Raw genomic sequence first — 17,033 nt, forward strand, 5'->3', positions numbered from 1 at the left:
CGACACCCTCCAGCGCGCGCTGGCCGCGGAACCGGGCACTCCGGTGCAGGCCCGCCGCGCCCCGGCCGACGGTCCGCGACTGCAGGAACTGCTCGACCCGGAAGGCGCGTTGAAGCCAGTTGTGCACGCGGGCTTCGAATTCTGGGTTCCGGAGGCGGAGAACACGTCGCCCGAGGTGACCGCCTCCCTGGAGCGCGCCAACGCCGCCGCCATCCCGACCGTGAAACTCCAGGGCGTGGACGCCGCGTACTGGTGCGAGACGCCGGACAAGAACCACCTGCGCTGGGTCATGCCGTACCCGGAGGAGCAGCTTCTGGACGCTCTCGCCCGGCTGCACGCCGCCGGCCGCTCCGGTCTCGGTGAGGGCACCCGCCTCGTGGGGTCCTTCCGTGCTCACGGTCTCACCGTCCCCGTCTGGGACCTCCCGAGCGGGCTCGGCGCCGACGACATCGAGAAACCGGCCGCCGAGTTCGCCGAACGCCTCGCCTACGGGCCATAGCAACCCACCACTGACCGCGCCGCGTCCGTGGCGGCCTGACCTAACGTCAGGTCACCTTCGACTGAAGCTTGCAGAGAAATCCGCGCCGCGCCAATGGACCACTCGGCACGGCAAGGCATTTGGGAATTGGTAAGTCCTGTCACAACTCCCCGTTGCGAAAGGGAAGTCAGTGTCCGAATAGCCGAGATCGAATTTGCGAACAGCCGATCTCTTGTTACCGTCCAGTGTGCCGAGGTTCTGGCCCATGCCTTCCAGCTGGAGGCGTGCTCAGCAACTCCAGCGGCGCGGGACGCTTTCCTGCAGTGTCTGAAGGGAGGAGCCGGTCTTGAAGCTGATCGCTTGGCTGAAAGGCCGGTGGCGCCAGGTGCAACCACACGTCACAGCCGATCGGGCATCCGTCGTCCTGGAGACCATGGGACTGCTTGTGGCCGTGATGGTCTGGGCGCCCTGGCGATAGCACCAAGCCCCAGCTGAGCGTTCCGCACAGCGGATCCGCCGGCCAGGGCCTGCTACATCACCGGTGAGGACCTTCGTCTCGCCTGCGGTAGCCGCCGCAGGGCACACGAGACGGAGGTCCTTGCCATTTGCTCACCAGGCTACCAGCGAACTAACCCCCGCTGCCGGCAGCCGGCAAGCAGACGATAGTTCCTGCAGCGGAAGATAACGGACCACGTGCGGGTGCCCGGTTCGGTTCCACATTCGCCCGACGCCTTTATAACTCGGGCGCGCTCACACCCGTACGAGTGGGGGCCACGACCGCGTGCACCCGGCTGTACCTCTTCAACACCTACGGAATTCAAGATTGATCGGAGGTCGACTCATCAGAGACTCCGCCGACCGACGCCTGAACAGCCCCTGACACTTAGTGCGTTGTGGCAAAGGGAGTCCCTGTTCGATGAGCAGGGGTTTCTTCGTGTGCGGGGCATGGGCGCGGAGGGGTAGGGGCAGGCAGCGGGCGGCTTGTTGTTGATCGAGGAGAGTGTGCGATGCCGTCGGTGCTGGGGTTGATGGAACGGCGTGAGGCGCGGGCGAGGCAGGAGCTGGAGTCCTGGACGGAGGTCCTGGAGCAGGCTCAGGCGGAGGTGGATTCCGCGCGGGAGCGAGTTGAGCGGGCCAGGGTGGGGCGTGAGGAGCTCGTGTCGGTGCTGGCCGAGGAGAGCACGGTGAGTTCGCCGGTTTCCGTGCCGTCCGGTGGTGCGGTGGTTACCGCTGTGGGATCGAGTGGCTCCGGCGCGGGGTACGGCGAGCAGCCGCCGGTGTGGCGGTCGGGCATGGGTGAGGAGGTGCTCAGCGGCCTGTATCGGGAGGTGTTCGCCGCGGTGGTGGCCGCTTCGGAGCCGGTGAGTGGGGCGGAGCTGGCGCGGGCGGTGGGCCGGGAGGCGGAGATCAAGAACGAGGTGGAGAAGATCCGTCACCGTGCCTACGTGCTGGCGAGGCGGGGCTGGCTGGTGCGGGAGAAGGACGGACGGTTCACGCCCGCGCCTGCAGCAGTCGGTCGGGACGCTTCTCCGGCCAGTGCGGAGCGTCCCCGGCCAGGCGCCGGGACAGCCTGATCGTGGCGGCCCACCACACCATCTGCTGGTGGTGATCGGCACGGCGTTCGTGGTCGCGGTTGACGCGGCGTGAGCGGGAGAGCCAGCTCAGCGTTCGCTCCACCACCCACCTGCGGGCCAGTACAACAAATCCGCGCTGCCCGTCGGATCGGCGCACGACCTCGGCCCGGACCCCGTGGCGGGCGAACGCCTTCGCCAGCGCCGGACCCTGGTAGGCGCTGTCGACCCACAGCAGTTTCAGCAGCCGGCCCGGCTGCTCCATGAATGTCTCCAGCAGCGCAGGGGCGGCCTTGGAGTCGTGGACGTCCGCGGTGGTCACGGTGACCTCCAGGAGCAGGCCCTCGGTGTCGGTCAGGACGTGGCGCTTGCGCCCGTCGCGTGATTTACCGCCGTCGTATCCGCGACTGTCCTCGCCGACGGTCTCGGAGGCGTCCACCGACTGGCTGTCGATGATCCCGGCACTGGGCTCGGCATTGCGGCCCGTGCGCTCCCTCGCCGTCCGGCGCAGGCGCTCGTAGAGTTCCCGTACGTAGTTGTAGGTCCGCCAGCGGCGGAAGAAGTCGTAGACCGCCCGCCAGTACGTTCTGTGGAATCTGATCTGTCAACTCAACAGCTCGTCCCCTGCGATCCATGCATGGTCGAGGAACGGGGCTTGGATGCTGGTCAGGTCCTGGGCCCATCGGAAGAGTTCGTCGGCCCTCTTGACCACCGCCTCCGCGAGGTCAGCGGTCAGCAGGTCAATCTCCGATGTCCCCGAAGTCAAGGCTCCGGTGCTGGTCAGCAGGTCATGCAGCCGGTCTCGTGCTCTGGCGTCCGCGTGCAGAAGGGCGTTCCTCCAAGCTCCGAGTAGGTTGAGGAAGTCGCGTCGCTCCGCGCTGAGGGGAGATCCCGCAGGGCGGCCGATGGCTTCGGCCGCTGCGGGCAGCGTCTCCCACCGGTTGACCCAGGTGCCGTTGGCCGAAGTTCCGGCTTGGATATGTGCCCAGTTGGCGTAGCCCTCAGCGGCGGCTTGCGTCAGAACAACGGTGACGATGACGGCATCGCGTTCACGCTGCTTGCGTTCGATTCCAGAGCGTCCGCGCTCTCGTTCTTCAGCAGCTTCTTTCGTGAAGCGACGCGCCGCGAGGGAACGGGCTTTGGCCTGCCGGAAGAGGACCTGGCTGCCGTCGTAGTCGTAGGTCATGTCGGGCATCCTCCTGCTGCCGGGCTTGCGATGTCGGATGTTTCAGCAGACTTCGTAGGCCGGTTGGTGATGTCAACGATCGGCAGCAGTGTGGCGGTGGCCGGGACACCGATCTGCCGAGGCGTCGGCCCGGCAGGGGTAGGAACGTCAGTGAGTCGTTCGAGGAGTTGGTCGAGGGCGGCTTGGCCGTCGTCGACCGCGGCGCGTTCGTCGTCGGTGAGCGGGATACTCGCGAGCATCTTCTGCAGGTTCTCCTTCGCCTCCAGCAACTGGCCCTTGCTGGAGTCCTTCGGGGTGTAAAAGTCGCAGCGTGCGCAGGCCATGCGGTGCTGGCACTGCTCGAAGAAGGTGTAAGTGCACCAGCCGTGACCGAGGTCGAAGTACTGCCAGGGCTCGCCGCCAGCGGCGGCGCCGGAGGCGACCGCGTCGCGGTCGACGAGGACCTCGATGGTGCGGACGTTGCGCGCGAAGTAGCCGGCGTCGTTATAGGCCCTGGCCAGGGTGTTCGGGGTGATCTTCGCGTAGTGCTGAGTGGCGTCCGGAGTCCGGTGTCCCAGCCATTCCTGCAGCTCGAAGAGCGTCATCGGCTCCTTGGCGTTGTAGAGCTGGCTGGCGATGGTGGACCGGGCCCGGTGGCTGGTGATGTTGCCGCGGACGTCGGCAGTCGGGACGCCGGCCTTGCGGCAGAGCATCGGGATGACGGTGTTGTTGATGTAGTGCTTGGAGACCCGGCGGGCGCGGTGCGCGAACAGGAAGTGCACACGCTCTGCGGTCTTGTGGTCCAGCATCGCCGGCTGTTCGGGGCGGACGGCCTGCCAGGCTTCGACGGCCTGGCCGAGTAGCGGATCGACGGGCTTGGTGAACGAGGTGCCCGTCTTGTGGGTGGGAACATCCAGCAAGCAGACAGGCTCGCGGGCGAGGGACTCGTCGGAGTCGCCGGGGACGGGCATGCCGTCGTACTGCCAGCGGATGCAGCCGAGCCGGAGCCGGGAGAGTTCGTCACTGCGTTGTCCGGCGAACAGCCAGGTCAACGTGATGGCTCGGATCAGTTCGACCGGGTGGGATCGGCCGTCTGTGGTGGTCAGGTCGGCGGGTTCGACATTGAGGCCGGCCCACAGGAGTTTGGCCCAGATGTCGTCGGCGATCACCCGGGGGTCGGGGCCCAGAAGCGCGCGGATGGCCTTGGGGGTGCCCAGGGCGTGGGCTGGATCGAACCGGCGTGGAATCCACTCCCACTCCTGTAGATCGCGGAAGAACGTGCGTGTCATTCCCAAGTAACCGGACTTCGTCTCGGCGCCGATGGGCTCCCCGAGGCGCTTGCGCATTCCGTCGCTCCACTGCGCGAACTGCCCGACGGTCATGCGGTCGACCGCGGCGACCCAGGACGCGCAGGTCTGGCGGGTCCACTGAGCGGGTTCGGTGATCTCGGGGTGTTCGGCCGACAGCCATCGGCCGACCTTTGCGAGCACGCTTCGGTAACCGGTGCGGGTCTTGGGAGTGAGTGTCGTCGTCGCGTACCACCGCTCGATCCAGTGTGCCCAGGTGTCGGCAGTGCCCTCGATCGCCAGTGGACCGCCAGGGCCGTGTTTGGGCGCCGGGGGCGGGTCGACGTAGCCGAGAGCGGCGATCGCGCGGTGGACGCCGTGGAAGTCCTTGCTCTGCTGGCGGCCCAGTCCCGCATCGGCCCTCATCTCGGCCAGGGCCAGGGTGGACAGGTCGTGCAGGAACGGGCTGCGGTTCAGTAGAAGCAGGTGAGAGATCACTGAGGTCAGCCGGGTGGCATCCCGGCTGTAGCCCCAGCCGACGAGCACGTCGCTGATCTGCTGGATGGTGGTGTCGACGGTGTTGCTGTCGAAGACCAGCCGGGCCAAGGTCACGCGTTGGAAGGGGCCCAGACGGTTGAATGCGGTGAAGTCGCCGAGCAGGTAGGCGAGCGCGATGACGAACGGGCGGGCGTTTGCGCCGATCTGCCCAGACCGGCCGCGGCGGAAGTCGCCGCCGCGGGCCCCGATCAGGTCCGCCCAGTCCTGATCCGACCAGGACCAGAAAGGTCTGTGCAGGTCCCGGCAGTGCAGGAGGACCACCCCGGCCGCATCTCGGGCAAAGCGTTGCTGGTGAAGTCTCTCCGGTGGCCAGCGGAGAGCCGCGAGGGCATCGTTCAAAGGACGAACGAGACGGGCGAGCGGCTTGAGTGCCGAAGTGTCCAGGCGGATGAGGTCGCCGCGAAGCTGGTCGAAGCCGAGCGTCCGCAGGTGTGCGGACTCGGCGTCGATGAGCCAGACTCGCCGGTCATAGCAGTGGGCGTCGATAGGCCAGGTCCAGGGCAAGGACTCGCTCTGTCGAGCAGTCGCCCTCGGCGCAGGGATGGTCACGAAGTGGCCTCCGGCATCGTGGAGTTGGCCCGGGTGAGCATGTCGATGCGCCAGGAGTGGATCTGCTGCATGCCGCGGTTAAGCTTCTCGGCCAGGTCCCGGCCGGACAGATGGATGTAGGTCAGCGTCGACTCGGTGCTGCCATGGCCGGCGAACGAGGCGATGGTGTGCAGCTCCCAGCCCATCCGGGCCAGGTCCGTCAGGCAGAGATGCCGGGTGGTGTGGGTGGAGAAGCGGGGCAGGTCAGCGGCGAGCGCGACCCGCCGGATTACCTTGGACCAGGTCCAAAGGGTCAGCGGCTGGCCGTAGTTGCGGCGCGACTCCGACAGGAACAGCGGCCCGCGGGTCCGGCTGATCGTGGCCCGGTGGGCGAGGTAGCCGGACAGCAGGACCCCGGTGGCGGCCAAGTAGGGAACGATCCGCTCGCGCCGGGTCTTCGTCGTCTCTGCCCGGACTCGCAGCGTCCGGTGGGCGGGGTCGAGATCATCGGTCCGCAGCGAGCACAGTTCCTCGCGCCGCAGGGCCGCATCGTAGGCGAAAGCGAGCATGACGCGGTTGCGTATGGGCTCGTCGCGCACGACCTCCAGCAGGTCAAGCCACTGCTGTTCGGTGGGAATCCACGGCAGCTTTTTCAGGCGAGGCACCAGTCCCCGCTGGTGACCGCCGAACTTCCGGCCGGGGGTGTACCGGCCGCGGCCGACCGGGTTGGAATCCCGCAGGCCCTCCTCGATGAGGTAGTCGTAGAACAGCCGCACCGGCACCAGGCGCTGCTGCAACGTCGCGTTCGCCAGGCCCACCCCGGAGTCCAGCACGACGACATTGGGCCCACGACGGCTCGGCCGGGTGGTCAGTTCCTTCACGAACGCGGCCACTTGCAGTTTGTTCGCCGTGACCGGGTTGATCCCGTCCCGCTCGCAGACCAGCAGGTACTCGGCCAGCCCTCGTGCGTACGCGTCGATCGTCCGGGGTGCCCGTCCTAGATCCGTCCATACCCGCAGCCACTCAGCCGCCTGCTGATGCCGACCCAGGACCGGCCACTTCTCCTCCAACACCACCGCGCTGCCCAACAGATCTCCTCAGTACGTGGGAACGCCGCAGGATACGAGCCGCATCCTGCGGCGCTTGATTCCACGTAACTAATAGGAAGTCGACCGGGACGGCCATCCACTTCACGCCGTTGTCGACGAGGTAGCGCACAGCGTCGAGCATCTCGCGGTGGCAGTGCGCCTCCGGGCGCCCACCTCGTTTGAGCAGCCAGGCCGGTACCGGCATCGCGGAGCGGACCTCGGCCCATTCCCCGTCCGTCATGTCACTCGGATAGCACCGCGCCCGCCGCCCCGGAGCGATCGAACCGAACCTGTGCACGTAGCAGTCACACTCCGGAGTGGCCGTGATGGACGCGGGCGCAGCGGAAATGGTCAACTGTCCGGACAACGGGTCTCCTTGACCGTGACGGGCTTCAACAACCACGTCACTACCGGGAGGCCCGTTTCTTCATGCCCGCGACCCCACCGGCACCTCTGTCCGAATGATCACCCGCGCCGCACACATCGAACAGGGACTCCCTTTGCCACAACGCACTCAGCGGTGAAGGTGTAGAGGGCGGCCCAGGGCTCGTGGGGAACGCGTCCCGCAGGTCACCTTCCGGCGGGGCCAACTCGTCGTAGGAGAGCGCCTGTTCAGGATAGTGATCTCCTCTCGCCCTCTCCTGGGAGGGCCAAGGTTCTGGGGTGGTCAGAAGTGATCCTCTCTGCCAGGCTGGGCGGCTCGCGCGTCGAGAACGTGGAAACGGGGAGCGGCAACGGGTCGGACCCCGGGTGGCGTGCAAAGGAATCAGAGGGAGCGCAGCAGTGAGCGGTATGAGTTCTGAGAGCGAACAGCGGCAGCAGCCGAGCAGACGTGGAATTCTGCGAACTGGGGCGGGGATCGCGGCCGTTGCGGCGACGGGTTCAGCGTTTTCGCTCGGGGCGGCGGGGTCGGCGGCGGCGTCCGTGCCTTCCTCCAAGCATTTCCTGCTGTCCGGCGCCGGAGGGAATCCGGTCTGGCGGGCACCGCTGCACCAGCCGACCTGGGCCATGCAGTCGTTCGCCTTCGACAGTGTCAACAGCCACATCTACTTCGCGCAGCACCGGATCGGGGACAGCACGGGTCACAACGGAGATCTGTGGATCTCCAAGACCGATCTCTCGGGGAACGTGCTGGACATCATGGCGCTGCACGGATTCGGCCACGGTTCGTCGATGGGCGTGGAGTCGACAGGGTCGGGATCGGAACCGTATCTCTGGATCGAAGGCTCCGACTCCGACGACAACGGGGCCGGGGAGAAGCTGTCCCGTTTCCGGTTCGTCGCCGGGCTGACCCTTGACTACTCGGACCATCCGGCAGTCACCATCTACGACCGCACCCCGACGATTTCCAGCTTCGTCAAGCTCCCCCGGCCGGCGATCGACACGTACAGCAACCGACTCCTGATCCGTTACGCGACGGACGCGACCGCCAAGCGTCTCTGGCGACTCGCGGTGTTCGACATGGACGACGCGGTAGCCGGACGGCTCAGCGACGGCTACCGGCTCGTAGAACGGGCGATCCCGAACAACGGCGAGATCCCCGGACTCGAAGACACCGACTACTTCCAGGGCATCGTCTCCTGCGGGGAGTACGCCTACCTGACCTACGGCCGCGCGAACAACACCTCGTACCTTGTCACTCTCGACCTGAACGACTCGGGGGCTTCGGTCTACGACGTCTTCGAGACGAGCGCCGGGGCGTCGCTGCCCGGCCGCGAACCGCAGGGCATTGCGACCTGGATGGTCTCGGGCCAGCCGCGACTGGCCTTCGGCTTCTCGTCGAAGACCGCAGCGAGCCCCGACGACCTTCTCGACGCCAGCGTCTTCTACAAGAGCGACTTCATCAGCTGACGAGCGCCACCGGCCAGGACAGTAGGCGGCTCGTCTTTCACTCGCCTTGGGGGACGGGCCGCGTACGTCACGGTCAGGCCGAAAGGGGCCCGTTGTGTCCCAGAAGCCAGAGACCCCCCGCAGGTCGAATGCGGGGGGTCTCTGCTTTTCCGGCCTGCCTAAGGGTTGTCCCGTAACTGCTGGCCACGGGTGAGATGATCTTGCTGTGTCTGGTGTGATCACGGCGTCGGAGCCGTCTTGGATAGCCCCGTTCACCGGGCTGAGTCCGCGTCAGTTCGGCAAGCTGATCACCGCGTTGCGGCGCGAAAGCGCGGATCCGGTCCGCAAGGGCCGGCCGTGGAGCCTGCCTCTGGAGGACCGAGTCCTGCTGGTCGCCGCGTACTGGCGGACCAACCTGACCCTGCGCCAACTGGCGCTGTTGTTCGGGGTGTCCAAGTCCGCGGCCGACCGGATCGTCGATCACCTGGGCCCGGCGCTGGCACTGCAGCCACGTAAACGGTTCCGCCGTGACGCCGTGCTGATCGTTGACGGCACCCTCGTCCCCACTCGCGACCACACGGTCGCCGAGCAGTCGAAGAACTACCGGTATTCGACCAACCACCAGGTCGTCATCGACGCCGATACCCGGCTGGTCGTAGCAGTTGGACGGCCGTTGCCGGGCAACCGCAACGACTGCAAGGCATGGGAGTTGTCCGGCGCGAAGGACGCCGTCGGCCGCGCCACGGTGATCGCGGACGGCGGTTACCGGGGCACCGGCCTGATCATCCCGCACCGCCGCGAACCCGGCCAGACCGAACTCCCCGCTTGGAAAAAGGAACACAACACCTCCCACCGCAAGGTCCGTGCCCGCGTCGAGCACGCCTTCGCACGCATGAAGACCTGGAAGATCCTCCGCGACTGCCGACTCAAGGGCGACGGCGTCCACCACGCCATGCTCGGCATCGCCCGCCTGCACAACCTCACCCTCGTCGGCTGATGCAGAAGCAGGCAGGTCAACAAACCCGTCCTAGATCATTTACGGGACAACGCTTAGACGGCGAGAGGCAACCTGCTTGCCGTCGACTGCTCAGCAGGCGGGTAACGGGAAGGTCGTGCCATGACTCGATCCTTTCACGAAATCGAGTCTCCATTCGAACCGGGGCGGTTCACACACCTCGAACGAAATCCGGTTAGCCACAACGCACTTATGGGGAACGTACCCATCACAACCGCTGTGACGCTCCGTCGAGCAAGCCCAGTCGACCGCAACGGACCGTCCCCTGATGCAGTTTTAAGCCACCTTTGCCAACCCGCAAGGGGATACACCCCCACGAAACCCATGGACACCGGGAATCCCAGCAGGACAATGCTGAACATCTCCTCACGAGTCCATGTACCTGTGGAGACACTGCCAGCGACGCTGGATGACATAGGTTTTGCGATGCTTTTGAGCCATACGCACTGGTCGGAAAGCCGGACGCCATGAACGCCCCTCGCCCTCCGAAAGTGGCTGGAATCGATTCAACGGTTCCCTCGCCCGCACACACTGTCGCGCCCGCTCACCACGCTCGGATGCCTCTCCGATCCCCTTGCACTGACTGGGCTTCGTGCGGCAGGACGCTGGCAGTGCTTACCTGGCCGAACTGTCCAATGGCGTCACGCTAGTCGGCGAGCCTCGGGACGTAGGGCGCCCACTCATCTGCCCCGGCAATGACTTCGAGGATTTCGTCACGGAGCTCACCCATGGCGTGATCGGTGGGCGCTTCGGCAGTCAGGCGGACAGCGGGGTCGGCGTCGGAGGGGCGGACGTTGAACCAACAGTCACGGCTAGGGGAAGGTGCCGTCGAGCCCGATGTCCAGGGTACCGAGGGTGTTCAGGCGTGGCGGGCTTGAATGAGCTGATCGACGACCGGGTCGTCGCCCTGACGGTGGAGAAGGTCAATCGCCTCCACGGTGAAGGCGTGGTCGGCGAGTACGTCCTCCCACAGCTGGGGAGAGAGAACCCACAGGTGCACGTCCTGCGGCTCAAGCCCCTTGAGCTGGACCGTCAGTTGTCGCGGTTCGAGGCTGCTTGAGGGCGGCCGGCGGTGAAGGTCGGTGTGGAGGACGGAGAAGACGAGCCGTCCGCCGGGGCACAGGCCGCGGTGCAGGGCGGGCAGGCTGTGGTGTGGTGTGGGTGGAGGTAACCGAGGCCGTGGACCGAGTACACCAGGTCGTACGGCTCGCAGCGGTGCAGGTGGTCGACGGCGTCCCCGAGCAGGAAGCGGACCCTGGGGACGTCGGCGTACTGGAGGAGGGCACGCTCGTGCTGGGTGGGCGCGACGTCGATGGCGTCGACGACAGCGCGGTGGTCACGTGCGAGGTGGGCGGCGTAGTGGCCGCCCCCGCAGCCGAGGTCGAGCAGCCGCTTGCCTCCAATGTCGCCGAGCACACCGGTGCCCGGCCCCGCATCACCGGGTGTACCCCAGTGGATCCGGTCGGGATCCGGAGTCCGGAATCCCCGGTCCAGCTGGAACTGGCCGTAGATCGTCCACGCCTGACGATTCATGGATTCCGGGGAGTTGTCCTCGATGCGTGACCTCGGATTCTGCCGCATCCCATAGTTGTGACTTCCAACATCCTCGGGCCTCATTGTGCAACGTCTCCCGTCTCTGTCGGCTCCGTGAGCCCCGGGACGTACGGCGCCCGCTCATCCGCACTGGCAATGACTTCGAGGACATCGTTGCGGAGTTCGTCCATCGCCTGATCGGTGGGTGCTTCGGCAGTCAGGCGGACGACGGGTTCGACGTTGGAGGGGCGGAGGTTGAACCAGCGGCCGCTCCCAAGGGAGACCGACAGGCCGTCAAGGCGGTCGATGAATCCGCGTCCTTCGAAGGCCTTCTCGACTGCCTTGAGTACCGCTGGGGCGTCTCTCACCCGCCGGTTGACCTCTCCGGAGGAGGCGTAGCGCCGGTAGGGGGCGGTTGCGTGTGACACGGTCTGGTCGCTGTGGCCAAGGACGTCCAGAACATGCAGGGCTGCCAGGGCTCCGGAGTCGGCGTGCCAGAAGTGGCCGAAGTAGTAGTGGCCAGACGCTTCCCCGCCGAGGGCGGCGCCGTGGGCCTCCATCGCGAGCTTCACGAAGGCGTGCCCCACACGAGATCGGACCGGGGTGCCGCCCGCTTCCGTGATGGCTTCGATGGTGCCGGCGGAGGTGAGCAGGTCGTGGACGACCGTGGCGCCCGGTCTGCGAGCGAGGAGACGCTCAGCCAACCAGGCAAGCAGCGCGCACGGCGGTACGGGAGCGCCGTGTTCGTCGAGGATGAAGCAGCGGTCGGCGTCGCCGTCGAAGGCGATCCCGAGGTCGGCTCCGTTGGCGACGACAGCGGCCTGGAGGTCGGTGAGGTTGGCGGGGTTCATGGGGTCGGCGTCATGGTGGGGGAAGGTGCCGTCGAGTTCGAAGTACAGGGGGACGACGGCAAGGGGCAGGTCCTCCAGGAGGTCAGGGAGGACGTGGCCCGCCATGCCGTTGCCCGCGTCGATGACGACCTTCAGGGGGCGGATGCCGTCAAGGTCGACCAGGCCGCGCACGTAGTGGGTGTACGCGTCGTGGAGGTCTGCGGGGTGCAGGCGTCCTGCGGAGGCAGGTGCCTGGCGGGAATGTGGCTGGTGTGGCAGCTGTCCGGTATGGAGGTAGGTGTGTATGTCCTCCAGTCCGGTGTCCCGGGCGATCGGGCTGGCCCCCGGGCCCACCAGTTTGATGCCGTTGTCCGAGGCGGGGTTGTGGCTCGCGGTGATCATCGCTGCGGGCAGATCCAGGGTGCCGGAGGCGAAGTAGAGCTGGTCGGTGCTGGCCAGACCGAGGGGGATGACATCCGTGCCGGTCGTGGTGACGCCGTCGGTGAAGGCGTTGGCCAGGGCGGGTGAGGTGGGGCGCATGTCGTGGGCGACGACGATCGTCGTGGCCCCGGTGAGGGAGGCGAATGCCTCGCCGACGGCGCGGGCGAGTTCCGGCGTGACGTCGTCAACGTGGCCGCGGATGTCGTACGCCTTGATCGGGTGGCAGCGGTGCATGATCCCCTTCTTCAGGTCTGTCCCGGTGGGATGGGTTCCCTGTGCGGGGCGGCGGGCTGGGGCGTTGGTAACAACACGGCGGGTGCTCTGCGTGGGGGTGGGGAGCCCCGGCATGATGGCTGTTTCTGCCGTCTTCTGGGGATGCACGAGGGACAAGCCGTATGACGACGAACACCGCTGAGGTGTCCAAGGGGTACACGCGCGACACCTGGCCGATGGCCTCGGGCGTACTGATCATGGACCGTGACGAGAAGGTCCTGCTGGTGCACCCCACCTACCACAAGGACCGGTGGCTGTTCCCGGGCGGCGGGATGGAGCGCGCGCAGCAGGACACCCCGCAGCGGGCTGCCGCCCGCGAGGTCGCCGAGGAACTGGGCGTCGCTTTGCCTGTGGGCCGGATGCTGGTCTCGGACTGGGTGATGAAGGACGGGCGCTTCTTCGAGGAGCTGGTCTTCGTCTTCGACGGTGGTGTGGTCGACGAGGAGACCAAGGAGCGGTTCCGGACGCCGGACGATGAGCTGCGCGGGTGGGCGTTCCTGGACCCGGGTGAGGCGGTGGCCCGGCTGGCGCCTCCGGATGCCCGTCGGCTTCAGGAGGCGCTGGCGGCGAAGAAGTCCGGTGTCCCGGTCTACCTGGAGCACGGGCATCCCACCCCGGAGCAGGTCACCGGGCTCGTCCCCTAGTTCCGCCCTTCCGGTGGGGCCGGGCGTGCGCGATGACCAGGTCCGCGAGCGCGTCGGCGGCGTCGGGGTGCCCGAGCGTACGGGCTTTGGCCGCCATGTCCGCGCGCTGAGGGGCGTCTTCGATCAGGCGTTGGAGGCTCTCGCCGAGGCGTTGTGCGGTGACGTCCGGCCTGGTGATCGCGATGGCTGCGCCGTGTTCGGCGAGGTACTCGGCGTTGCGGCGCTGTTCGTCGGCGGCCGTGGGCTCCAGCGGGATGAGGACGGAGGGCTTGCCGATGGCGGTCAGCTCCGCGAGGGTGCCGGCGCCTGCCCGGGAGACGACCAGGTCGGCCGCGGCGAAGACGTCTGCCAACTCGCCGTCGATGTAGGGCACGGGCCGGTAGCGGTGGCCCAGGTGGAGGTCGAGGTCGGCGGCGTGGCCGAGCATCCGCTGATGGTGGTCGGGGCCGCACTGGTGCAGGACCTGGCAGGACGGCAGCAGCGTGGGGAGGATGTCGGTGATGAGGGAGTTGATCTGGGCGCTGCCCTGGGCGCCGCCGGTCACGTAGATCAACGGCAGGGCCGGGTCGAGGCCGTAGGCGGCTCGGGCTTTGCCTGCGTCGCCGTGCAGCAGCGCGTAGCGCACGGGGTTTCCGGTGGTCTGGGCTCGTCGGCGGGCGCGTTGGGGCAGGGCGTTGCGGGAGGAGTCGTGGCTGAGGGCGACGGCCGTCGCGACGCGGGCCAGGACGCGGTTGGCCAGGCCCACGGCGGTGATCTGTTCGTGCATGACCAGGGGGCGGCGGGTGAGGGCGGCGCCGAGTCCGACGGGGACGGCGACGTATCCGCCGGTGGACAGGACGACGTCGGGGCGGTGGCGGGCGAGCGATGTGGCGGCTTGGAGGATGCCGTAGGGGACGCGGGCCATGTCGGTGAGGGTGCGCAGGACGGCTGCCGGTTTGAGGGAGCGGCGGACCTTGCCGGTCGCGATCGGGCGGAAGGTGATGCCGTGTGTCTGGCAGATGCGGGCTTCGAGGCCCTGGGCGTCGCCGTACCAGGTGACGTTCAGCGTGATGCCCTGTTGGGCGAGGCGTTCTCGGAGGGTCGTGATGGTGGTGAGGGCGGGGTAGGTGTGGCCGCCGGTGCCGCCGCCGGTGACGGCCAGGTTGAGGGTGCGAGGTGAGGTCATGGTTGGAGGCTCTCGGGGTCGAGGGGGCGCCGGCTACGAATGCATGGCACCTTCCGGGGGCGGTCGGGGGTCAGGCTGCCGCGGTGGGGTCCTGGGGGCGGAAGCGTTCGTAGGCACGGCCGAGGCTGGTCTCGTCCTTCACGGCCTCCCAGTCGCGGACGGTGTGCGCCGTGCCGTGACTGCCGCCTGCGAGCGCCTGGTTGATGGCCTCTTCATAGTCCCCGAGCTGCCGTGTCGCCTCGGCGATTTGGGTGATGAAGGCCCGTCCGGAGAGGTGGTGTATCCAGATGTTGACGAGGCGGCCGGGCGGGCAGCCACCGGGCGGGCGCTCGACGATGCGCAGCAGGTCGAGGGTGCCTGGGTGGAAGTCGAGCATCCCGCCGACGAAGGTGTGCTCCAGCACGAACGCGGCCACGGTCACCCCCGGGGCGGCGGCGGTGGCGACCATCGTGGCGTAGGTGTCGTCGGGGACGAGGTCGGTGATGCCGCAGAGGAACGCCGCCTCGCGGTCCGTGACGCGTTCGAGGCCGGTGGCAGCCGCGGCGTGAGCGTCCGGGCCCTCCTGGAGTACGACCTCGATCTGCTCGGGGTCGGGGACGGTTGCGGTGATCTCGCGGACACGGTCTTCGTTGTGCCGTCCGGCGACGACGACGAACTCGGTGATGCCGGCGAGGCGGGCCTGGCGGATGTGCCGGGCGAGCAGTGTCTCGCCGCCGAAGAGGAGGCTGGGCTTGTCGCGCCCGAGGCGGGTGCCGCGGCCTGCGGCCAGGAGTACGGCGGTCCTGGTGCTCATTGGGTTCCTCCCTGGATGAGGGCGCTGGTGACGAACTCGGCGACACGGTGGACGTCGGGGATCGACAGGGTGGGGTGGTACGGGATGCACACCGACCGCTGAAGGACCGGGAGCAGATCGCTCTGGAACCGGTGGGCGCCGGTCAGAGCGGGGTAGCCGCTCCACGGCAGGTCGAACATCACGGTGGTGGCGATGCCGTTCTTCGCCATGCGCTCGCGGGTCTGGCGGGCGTGGGCGGGCGTGGCCAGGTCCACCGTGAAGCGGCCCCAGGTCTCTTGAGGCGCCCGTGTGGCGGGCAGCGCCGGACAGTCGCTGGCGGTGAAGAGGCTGGTGTAGGCGTGGGCAAGGCGGTTCAGCGTGTGGCGGGTGCGGGATCGGTGGTGCCACTGCCAGTAGGCGACGGAGGCGGCGAACTCGGTGATGGCCCGTCCCCGGTGGAAGCGGTCACCGCCGAGCCATCGGTCTTCCTGGCCGCTGTGGGAGCGCCGCGCGCACACCTGCTCGGCGTCCGGCGCGTTGCGCAGTAGTGCGACGGCTCCGCCGTTGCCGCTGAGCGGCTTGGTCGGCGCGTACGAGAACAGGGCCATGTCGCCCCAGGTGCCGGGGCCGTCGGCGGGCTGGTCTGCAGGGAGGAGGTAGGCGCAGTCTTCGATGACGGTGTGGCCCGCGTCCCGCAGCGTGCTGATCGTGTGGCGCGCGTGCGGGGCGACCATGCCGGCGTGGTGGACCCACACGACGATGGGATGGAGCGCGTCGGCGGCGAGTTCGAGGACCTCCTTGGCCATGGCCAGGTGGACCGGGTCGACGGGCACGGGACGCGGGTGGGCGCCGAGTTGGTCGGCGAGGGCCGGGATGGACGGGAAGCAGTTCGCCGGGATCAGCACGTCGCGGCCCCGGGCTTGCGCTGCTTCGAGGAGGAGTTCGAGGGTGTCCATGCCGGAGGCGACGGCGACCGCATGGCGGTCGAACGCGGACCCTACCGCCTGCTCCAGGCGGTAGGTCAGCGGCCCGTCGACCATGCGGCCCGACTTGAGCATGTCGGCGACCTCAAGGTGCGTCTGCCGCCGGACCGGGCTGGGCAGGTACGTGCGCCAGATCGGAACCTCGGGTGAGACGGTCACTGGGCGGCTCCGGCAAGGAGACGCGGACCGCGCAGCGCAAAAGGCGCGTCGGGCCCGGTGTTGAGCAGCAGGTCGAGGGCGGAGAGGTGGCTGAGGAAGCCGTGCCGGTCGTGGAGCTGGCGCCAGCGCGGGTGGGTGAAGCCCTGCCACAGCACCTCGATCCCCGCCTTGTCGAAGGGCTGCTCGTCGAGGTAGACGCGGCAGCCGTCGCCCGCCAGATAGGCGTCCGCTCCGACCGCCCGGCACAGGTCGGCCAGCCGCTGGCTGCTGCTGCCGGGCACGTTGAGGCTGCTGGCCAGCACGGTCGGGGTCTCGATGCGGAACTGCCGTCCGAAGCTGAGCGTGCACCCGATGGCCAGCTCGCTCAGCACCGACCACTTCCGGCAGTAGACCTCCTCGATGTGGGTGGACAGCAGGTGCCGGTGGGGCGCCTGGGCGTACGCCTGCTGAAGGGTGCGGATGTGCGAGCGGTCCCAGCGCCGGGTGTAGTCGAGGGCGGTGTCGCTCAGGGTGCGGAATCCCTCGTGCCGTACGGGCGCGGTCAGCAGGTGGCGGCCCTGCTCGGTCTTGATGACGTTGCGGTTCTGCCAGCCGCCCCGGGTGAACTGGGCATCGTCCAGCAGGATGAACAGATCCGCTTGGTCCCACTTGTCGAGGTAGCCGCAGTACGGCAGATAGTGCGGTTGGTGGATCGCCACGGTGTACACGGCGCAC

At 67.9% G+C, this 17,033-nt stretch carries 16 protein-coding genes and 2 pseudogenes; 7 read left to right on the forward strand and 11 right to left on the reverse strand.

The window, feature by feature from the left end; all coding sequences use genetic code 11:
- Together R6V09_RS00330 and R6V09_RS00335 are read left to right on the forward strand one after the other, a co-directional pair.
- Nucleotides 1-487 (forward strand): annotated as a pseudogene (locus tag R6V09_RS00330) (DUF5926 family protein); the annotation flags it as partial.
- A gap of 998 nt (nucleotides 488-1,485) precedes the next feature.
- A complete protein-coding gene (locus tag R6V09_RS00335) occupies nucleotides 1,486-2,052 on the forward strand; it encodes a hypothetical protein (RefSeq protein WP_317879257.1) in 567 nt (188 codons plus the stop codon).
- Here the strand turns inward: R6V09_RS00335 and R6V09_RS00340 are convergent.
- From R6V09_RS00340 to R6V09_RS00360, 5 genes are read right to left on the reverse strand one after another with little or no spacing between them, the layout of a single operon-like run.
- Nucleotides 1,970-2,650 carry an IS5 family transposase gene (locus R6V09_RS00340; protein WP_317879319.1) on the reverse strand — a complete coding sequence of 227 codons (681 nt, stop codon included), beginning with the start codon at nucleotides 2,648-2,650 and terminating at the stop codon, nucleotides 1,970-1,972. The two genes, R6V09_RS00335 and R6V09_RS00340, sit on opposite strands and share 83 nt — an antisense overlap.
- Before the next feature lie 3 nt (nucleotides 2,651-2,653).
- On the reverse strand, nucleotides 2,654-3,235 hold the full coding sequence (locus R6V09_RS00345) for a hypothetical protein (RefSeq protein WP_317879258.1): 582 nt from the start codon (nucleotides 3,233-3,235) through the stop codon (nucleotides 2,654-2,656).
- Entirely contained in the window at nucleotides 3,232-5,562 is a 2,331-nt protein-coding gene (locus tag R6V09_RS00350; RefSeq protein WP_317879259.1) for a tyrosine-type recombinase/integrase, read from the reverse strand. Before R6V09_RS00350 ends, R6V09_RS00345 begins: the two co-directional genes overlap by 4 nt.
- Before the next feature lie 41 nt (nucleotides 5,563-5,603).
- On the reverse strand, nucleotides 5,604-6,674 hold the full coding sequence (locus R6V09_RS00355) for a tyrosine-type recombinase/integrase (protein ID WP_317879260.1): 1,071 nt from the start codon (nucleotides 6,672-6,674) through the stop codon (nucleotides 5,604-5,606).
- Nucleotides 6,610-6,915, reverse strand: coding sequence for a transposase (locus tag R6V09_RS00360; protein ID WP_317879261.1), 306 nt, complete (start codon nucleotides 6,913-6,915; stop codon nucleotides 6,610-6,612). The genes R6V09_RS00355 and R6V09_RS00360 overlap by 65 nt, the downstream gene beginning before the upstream one ends.
- 683 nt (nucleotides 6,916-7,598) lie before the next feature.
- On the opposite strand from R6V09_RS00360, the gene R6V09_RS00365 reads away from it, so the two are divergent.
- The 4 genes and pseudogenes from R6V09_RS00365 to R6V09_RS00380 all read left to right on the forward strand — a co-directional run bounded on the left by R6V09_RS00365 (nucleotide 7,599) and on the right by R6V09_RS00380 (nucleotide 10,579).
- Entirely contained in the window at nucleotides 7,599-8,525 is a 927-nt protein-coding gene (locus tag R6V09_RS00365) for a phage baseplate protein (RefSeq protein ID WP_019067335.1), read from the forward strand.
- 205 nt (nucleotides 8,526-8,730) lie between these two features.
- Nucleotides 8,731-9,501 (forward strand): transposase, encoded by a 771-nt coding sequence (locus R6V09_RS00370; protein ID WP_317879262.1) that lies wholly within the window; start codon nucleotides 8,731-8,733, stop codon nucleotides 9,499-9,501.
- A 369-nt stretch (nucleotides 9,502-9,870) separates the two neighbouring features.
- Nucleotides 9,871-10,064: pseudogene (locus R6V09_RS00375) on the forward strand (phosphatase); the annotation flags it as partial.
- A gap of 320 nt (nucleotides 10,065-10,384) precedes the next feature.
- Nucleotides 10,385-10,579, forward strand: a complete 195-nt coding sequence (locus R6V09_RS00380; RefSeq protein ID WP_317879263.1) for a hypothetical protein — start codon at nucleotides 10,385-10,387, stop codon at nucleotides 10,577-10,579.
- On the opposite strand, the gene R6V09_RS00385 is transcribed toward R6V09_RS00380, so the two are convergent.
- On the reverse strand, nucleotides 10,552-11,100 hold the full coding sequence (locus tag R6V09_RS00385; protein WP_317879264.1) for a class I SAM-dependent methyltransferase: 549 nt from the start codon (nucleotides 11,098-11,100) through the stop codon (nucleotides 10,552-10,554). The genes R6V09_RS00380 and R6V09_RS00385 overlap by 28 nt on opposite strands.
- A 32-nt stretch (nucleotides 11,101-11,132) precedes the next feature.
- On the reverse strand, nucleotides 11,133-12,557 hold the full coding sequence (manB, locus tag R6V09_RS00390) for a phosphomannomutase/phosphoglucomutase (protein WP_317879265.1): 1,425 nt from the start codon (nucleotides 12,555-12,557) through the stop codon (nucleotides 11,133-11,135).
- 161 nt (nucleotides 12,558-12,718) lie between these two features.
- On the opposite strand from manB, the gene R6V09_RS00395 reads away from it, so the two are divergent.
- Entirely contained in the window at nucleotides 12,719-13,240 is a 522-nt protein-coding gene (locus R6V09_RS00395) for an NUDIX hydrolase (protein ID WP_317879266.1), read from the forward strand.
- Here the strand turns inward: R6V09_RS00395 and R6V09_RS00400 are convergent.
- The 4 genes from R6V09_RS00400 to R6V09_RS00415 all read right to left on the reverse strand — a co-directional run bounded on the left by R6V09_RS00400 (nucleotide 13,221) and on the right by R6V09_RS00415 (nucleotide 17,026).
- Nucleotides 13,221-14,405: a UDP-N-acetylglucosamine--N-acetylmuramyl-(pentapeptide) pyrophosphoryl-undecaprenol N-acetylglucosamine transferase gene (locus tag R6V09_RS00400; RefSeq protein ID WP_317879267.1), complete on the reverse strand. Its 1,185-nt coding sequence runs from the start codon at nucleotides 14,403-14,405 to the stop codon at nucleotides 13,221-13,223. The two genes, R6V09_RS00395 and R6V09_RS00400, sit on opposite strands and share 20 nt — an antisense overlap.
- Before the next feature lie 70 nt (nucleotides 14,406-14,475).
- The gene (locus R6V09_RS00405) at nucleotides 14,476-15,198 is read right to left on the reverse strand and encodes an NTP transferase domain-containing protein (RefSeq protein WP_317879268.1); all 723 of its coding nucleotides are present in this window, start codon (nucleotides 15,196-15,198) and stop codon (nucleotides 14,476-14,478) included.
- Nucleotides 15,195-16,319: a DegT/DnrJ/EryC1/StrS family aminotransferase gene (locus R6V09_RS00410; RefSeq protein WP_317879269.1), complete on the reverse strand. Its 1,125-nt coding sequence runs from the start codon at nucleotides 16,317-16,319 to the stop codon at nucleotides 15,195-15,197. Before R6V09_RS00410 ends, R6V09_RS00405 begins: the two co-directional genes overlap by 4 nt.
- The gene (locus R6V09_RS00415; RefSeq protein WP_317879270.1) at nucleotides 16,316-17,026 is read right to left on the reverse strand and encodes a WbqC family protein; all 711 of its coding nucleotides are present in this window, start codon (nucleotides 17,024-17,026) and stop codon (nucleotides 16,316-16,318) included. The genes R6V09_RS00410 and R6V09_RS00415 overlap by 4 nt, the downstream gene beginning before the upstream one ends.
- Between the last annotated feature and the right edge of the window lie 7 nt (nucleotides 17,027-17,033).

It is taken from the genome of Streptomyces sp. W16, from assembly GCF_033194735.1.
Classification (GTDB): domain Bacteria; phylum Actinomycetota; class Actinomycetes; order Streptomycetales; family Streptomycetaceae; genus Streptomyces.